Below are 6,068 nucleotides of genomic sequence, written 5' to 3' on the forward strand. Positions count from 1 at the left end.
GTTGAAGACCGCTACCTCGAAACGTGCAAGGTTGCGGTCTTCAACCGCAGTATAGTGTATCGCGTTTACCCTGCCCTGCCTTCGCTTGCGCTCAGTTAGGACAGGGTTATGTGCAGAACTGCGTTCTGCGTGTCGGCTTTCAGCCTCTCTTTGCTTTATGCTTTGTGCGAGAGAAAGATTTTCATAAGGTCTTGGCGAGGACTCTGCAAAATTCTATTGCTGAATAGTTGCTCCGATTAGAGGGTGTGTCAAAATATGTTTTTGCGGGATAACAATGCAAAAATTTTGCATTTTGACACACCCTCATCTGCTTGTTGATACTATAAATGCTAAAGTTGAGAATTTTAATGGCTGCACGCCTTTCACCGCCTGAAAGGGGTTTTATGTTCGCCCAATTAGGCAATAGTGAGAATTTTATTTTTTACACCTTTGATTATTAATCTTTTACGATTATAGAAATGAGGTGTTAATGTAACGGAAAAACCGAATTTTTTTCATAACTTTGCATCGTACAAAAAATGCAAGAATTATGAAACATCTCACATTTGCACAACTGTTCGTTATACTCATCATGAGTTTGAGTGCATCCCTGGCATGGGCCGATGATGCCGCCGAGGGTCCGCGCCTGATGCTTGACGTGGACACGCTGCGCGACGAATGCAAGCCCGACCCATGGCTCCTGGTACATTGCCATTCGTTTCACATACGTAATGCCGTGACGCTGACCAATGTGGGCAACAGCGACCTAGAGGTGTTCAGTGCAACCTGCCCCGACGAGGTGGTGGAAACTATGTTCAGGGAGGAAACAGGCAAAACGTGGAGAAAACGCGATTTCCCCATAACGATAAAACCCGGCGAGAGCGAAAAACTGACAGTGAGCATCGACGGCCAAAAGCAGAAAAAAGCCAACTTTGCCACCACCATCACAATCACCACCAACGACCCCACCGCACCCGAGACAATCCTTCCCCTAGAATTCCACTGGACAATCCCCAAAGACACAGAAAACATGGAATCTAAAGAGTTGATGAAAAGAGAAATAGAAGATGTTTTAGAATCAATTACTAGTGTCCAGTAAAAAACGAAAAACGATAAAACCCCGCTTCGCCGAAAAACAGATTTTTCTGGCGGGTAATTGACGACGGAGTCGTCACAGTGCATCGTTCTATCTCCCACGGAGACACAGAGGTCACAGAGGTTTTTTTACTGAAAGAAATTATCCGAAATTAGAAGAAATTTTATTATCTCCCACTGAGTTTGGTTTTTACTGAAAGAAATTAAAATAATTAGAATAATTTTATTTTTTAAACACGGATTTATCAGATTAAACTGAGATTGCTTTTTACTGAAAGAAATTATCCGAAATTAGAAGAAATTTTATTATCTCGCACAGTGTATTTGATTAGGGTTTTATGCCTAAAATGAGGGGGAAAAGGACAAAAAACAACATCACCAGGAATATTGTTGCGAGCATTTTTGTATAACATGAAGATGTTGACAAAGAATAAATTTTTTGTTAATTTTTAGTTGATTTCAAGCGAAGCGCCTTTTCTCTTAGGTTGTATTTAGGACGGAGGCACAGAGAAGAAGGGTCAGTGGGTTTCCCTAGCTGGTAATTGACGACGAGTCGTTACATTGCATCGTAACCGATGGCCGGGGGCCGTCGGAACAAGGTGGCCCTGCGGGAGTTCCAGCAGGGGTATGTAAAAGCAGCCAAGATGGAGTTTCCTTCCTGGCTGCCGGTTATTTACTGGTTGATTTTCTCGGAGTTTTACTTGCGTTTCATGTAGATGTCCACGTAGTCGGTCACGCCGTCGGGACCATCCATTTCCTGCATGCGCCAGTAGCGGCGGCCCTGGGTGCTCTTGAAGTGGTAGGTTCCTTCGCGCAGCCATTCTTCACCGCCGTTGAGGTGGTAGATCTTGGTGCGGATAGTGCCGGTGAACTCAAGGTTGAGTTCGTCCACGATGGTGATGTAACCGTCAATCTTGAGGTAGTCGCCCTCGTTCTCGCGGCTCAACTGCTGACCCACGCAGCGCAGGCGGCCGCCTTCCTTGGTGATGTTACATGATCCGAAGTAGTCCCATGATATCCACTGGAGGCTGAGCATGTGCTTGCCCACGACTTTCTTCTCCAGAGCGCTAAGCTTGGCGCTAGACGCCTTGCTGCTAGGAGCGGCAGCATCGCTCAAGTGGGTGTAGTCGCGTGAGATGTAGGCCACGGTGCCGTTGTAGTTCACCTTGTAGAAGTTGCCCTCGGTGGCGAGGTAAGGGATCACAGCGCCCTTGGCTGGATAGATGGGGTCGCCATTGCCGTCGCTGAGGATTTGCGCGCTGGTCGAAGCGCCCAGGCGCAGACGCACGTGTGTGCCATCGACAACCACATTGGTTGCCCATGAGAAGATGCATGCGACCACTGCCAGCAAGCATGATGCAAAAAGTCGTTTGATATTCATAGCTGTTAAATTTTAATCGGTGGCAAAGTTAACAATATTGCGACGTAATCGCAAACTTTTATGTAACTTTTATCCACACATTTGCCACAAAACGCTCATCTGATTATCGACTTTCGTGAAAAAAGTTGTAACTTTGCAAATTAAGCAAAAACAAGACAACTTAAAATATGGAAAGCAAATTAGACAAAACATTGTTTGGTTCAGTGAGCCTGCGGTCGGTGCTCGGCTTCGTGATTGCCGTGGTGACCTTTGCCGCTATTTCGTGGATTTTCTTCTATCCTAACGACGTGAGAGGCGACGTCCTCTACACCCACGACGGCCAGCAAGGCGTGGCCAACGGCCAGGAGATCCTTGCTCACGCCGAGCAGACTGGCGAGATTTCGCGCTGGACCGATGCCCTCTTTGGCGGCATGCCCACGTTCCAGATTCGCCCCACCTACTCAAGTTCGCCCTACCTCTCATGGGCCGATCACATCTACACTCTCAACTTCCCCGCTCCTGTGAGCTGGATATTCATCATGATGCTGGGCTTCTTCATCCTGATGCTCACCTTCAAGGTGAAGTGGTATGTAGCCATCATGGGCGCCATCGGGTATGCGTTCTCCAGCTATTTCTTCATCCTGATAGGCGCAGGCCACATCTGGAAGCTTCTCACCCTGGCCTACGTGCCGCCCACGATTGCCGGCATCGTGCTGTGCTACCGCGGCAAGTACCTGGGCGGAGCAGCGCTGGCAGCCTTCTTTGCCGCATTGCAGCTCATGAGCAACCACGTGCAGATGACCTACTACTTCGCGTTTGTCATCGCAGCTCTGGTGATTGCTTTCCTCGTCAAGGCCATCATGGACAAGAAGATTGCACAGTGGTGCATCGCCACCCTGGCGCTCTCGGTTGCCGCTGCGGCTGCCGTGGGAGCCAACGCGCCTAACCTCTACCTCACCTACAAGTACTCCAAGGAGACCATGCGCACCGGCCACAGCGAGCTCACCCCGCAAGGCGGCGAGGCTAGCGCCACAGCCAGCGAGGGCGGTCTCGACAAGGAATACATCACCGCATGGAGCTACGGATTGAGCGAGACCTTCACGCTGCTCATCCCCAACGTGAAGGGCGGCGCAAGCATCCTGCCGCAGAAGGGCGAAAACCAGCCACTGACGCTGGGCGACACCGACAATGCCAAGAAACTCTACGACAAGGGCGAAATAGGCTCGGACGACTACAACCTGCTGTGCCAGCCTTACTTCCTGCAATACTTCGGCGACCAGCCCATGACCAACGGCCCCGTCTATGCCGGAGCGCTCATCTGCGCGCTGTTCCTGCTGGGCTGCATCGTGGTCAAGGGTCCCGTGAAATGGGCTCTGCTGGCAGTCACCATCTTGAGCGTGATGCTCTCGTGGGGACACAACATGATGTGGTTCAGCGACCTGTTTATCGACCATTTCCCCATGTATAACAAGTTCCGCACCGTGTCGAGCATTCTCGTCATCGCTGAGTTCACGATGCCGCTGCTCGCTGTGCTGGCTCTGCACCAAGTGCTCACCGAGGAGAACTTCTTCAACAAACACAAGGTGGCGTTCTTCGTGTCGTTCGGCTTGTGTGCGCTGGTGTGCGCGGTTGCGTTCCTCGTGCCTAGCATCTTCGGCGAGATGTACTCTCAAATGGAAATTGACAACTTTGTAAAGACAGGTCAGCTGCAACAGATGCCCACTCTCGACGCTGCCATACGCGCCACACGCGCCTCGATGGTGAGCAGCGATGCACTGCGCAGCCTTGCCATCATCGTGCTGGGCGCGGGGGTCATGTTCCTCTTTTTCAAGGGCAAACTCAAAGGCGGCATCGCTGCTGCTTGCGTCACCTTGATTGTGCTTGCCGACATGTTCCTCATCAACAAGCGTTACATCAACGAGGAGACATTTGTGGGTGCAGAGTATGCTACCAGCGGCCCCATCACCCCGCGTCCCGTTGACACCAAGATCCTCGCCGACCAGGACATCAACTACCGCGTGCTCGACATACACGGATTTGGCGACGCCCGCTCGTCTTACTTCCACAAGACCGTGGGCGGATACCACGCGGCCAAGCTCACCCGCTACAACGACCTGATCGAGCGCCAGATTTCGCAGAACAACATGAGCGTGTTCAACATGCTCAACACCAAGTATATCATCGTTGACAACAACAATGCGCAGCTCAACCCCGAGGCACTGGGCAACGCATGGTTTGTAGATACGCTCACCTACGTCGATAATGCCGACAAGGAGATGGCGTTCCTCGACAACTTCAATCCGGCGACTCATGCCGTGGCCGACGCCAAGTTCAAGGACGTGCTCAAAGACGCAGCGGCACACCAGCCCGGCGACACCATCTACGAGACCACCTACGCCCCCAACAAGCTCACCTACAAGAGCCACAGCGCAAAGGGCGGACTGGCTGTGTTCAGCGAGATTTACTTCCCCTGGGGATGGAATGTCACCATCGACGGCAAGCCTGTGGAAATGGGCCGCGTGAACTACGTGCTGCGCGCGCTGCAAGTGCCTGCCGGCGACCACGAGATCGTGTTCCACTTCGACCCGCAGGAGGTTCACACCACCGAGACCATTGCCACCACATCGATTATACTGATCTTCGTGGCGCTGCTGCTAGCGGTGAACGTCGCAGTGTTCTTCAGCCGCAAGAAAAAAGAGGAAGAGCCTGAAAAGAAATAAACGATGGGGACTTTCAGGCGTTACCGCACCGCATTGAGCCGGCATCACCGCAGCCGCGGTTTCGGCATACACTCGCCGCACGCTTTCAAGTTCGTGCGGTGGGTGCTGCGTGAACGCCTGCCCTATTACAGTTACCCCGCCATCGAGAGCATCCACAAGGCTGTGGCATCGATGAGCGGCAGCCGGTGGCGACGCAAGGCCGACATCTCCCTGAGCAACGCCAAGATGCTGTTTCGCGTCACCAACTACGCCAATCCCTCAGCCATGCTGCAAGTGGGAGCCGGCAGCGGACTAGCTAGCTCGTGCATGCTGGCGGTGAACAGCCGCAGCACCATCACCCTGTGCGACCCGCAGCCCACAGCGCACCCCGCGGCACAGCGTGTGCTCGAGCCCTGGGGCAACAGGATAACATGCCGCGACAACATCGCCGCAGCAATCATGCACTACCGCAAAAACCAGGAAAACGCCGGCGGTAACCCGTTTGTGCTCATCGACCACCTGCCCAGCGGCACCGACAGCAACGCCCTGCTCGCCTATCTCAACGAGATACTAGCAGGCACTGCCGTGGTGGTGATGCGCAACCTCAACAACGACAGCGCGCTTAACGACCTGTGGCTACAATGCAAGCACGCCATGCCCATGGGGCAGACCTTCAACAACGAGAAAATCGCAATCCTGATAGCCTCGCCCAAACTCCAACGCGAGGACTTCTTCCTGTGGCTGTAACCCCATCTCCTATCTCCCATCCTCCCATCTCCCATCTCCCATCTCCCATCTCCCACAGAGTTACTATGTTTGCAGTCGCAAATGACAAGAGGCTGTGAAAAATAGCCAGAACAGGCGGTAGCTTTTTCCGCTCAAAGGGGCTTTGCCCCGGCCGCTCGGGCTGTCCCCAGTGTGTTTTTCATAGTTTT

The 6,068-nt window shown here is 52.7% G+C and carries 4 protein-coding genes; 3 read left to right on the top strand and 1 reads right to left on the bottom strand.

The features are described from left to right. Positions 1-529 precede the first annotated feature (529 nt). On the top strand, positions 530-1,078 hold the full coding sequence (locus ACKI3C_RS12595; protein ID WP_407405603.1) for a hypothetical protein: 549 nt from the start codon (positions 530-532) through the stop codon (positions 1,076-1,078). Positions 1,079-1,771: 693 nt separating this feature from the next. Here ACKI3C_RS12595 and ACKI3C_RS12600 read toward each other — a convergent pair. Beyond that, complete coding sequence (locus ACKI3C_RS12600) at positions 1,772-2,455, bottom strand: hypothetical protein (protein ID WP_407405605.1); 684 nt, start codon at positions 2,453-2,455, stop codon at positions 1,772-1,774. A 167-nt stretch (positions 2,456-2,622) separates the two neighbouring features. Between ACKI3C_RS12600 and ACKI3C_RS12605 the strand changes: the two genes are divergently transcribed. Together ACKI3C_RS12605 and ACKI3C_RS12610 are read left to right on the top strand one after the other, a co-directional pair. After that, the gene (locus tag ACKI3C_RS12605; RefSeq protein ID WP_407405607.1) at positions 2,623-5,154 is read left to right on the top strand and encodes a hypothetical protein; all 2,532 of its coding nucleotides are present in this window, start codon (positions 2,623-2,625) and stop codon (positions 5,152-5,154) included. Positions 5,155-5,157: 3 nt separating this feature from the next. Then, complete coding sequence (locus ACKI3C_RS12610) at positions 5,158-5,880, top strand: hypothetical protein (protein WP_407405609.1); 723 nt, start codon at positions 5,158-5,160, stop codon at positions 5,878-5,880. Positions 5,881-6,068: the final 188 nt, after the last annotated feature.

Source organism: Sodaliphilus sp., from assembly GCF_045598405.1.
Lineage (GTDB): Bacteria > Bacteroidota > Bacteroidia > Bacteroidales > Muribaculaceae > Sodaliphilus > Sodaliphilus limicaballi.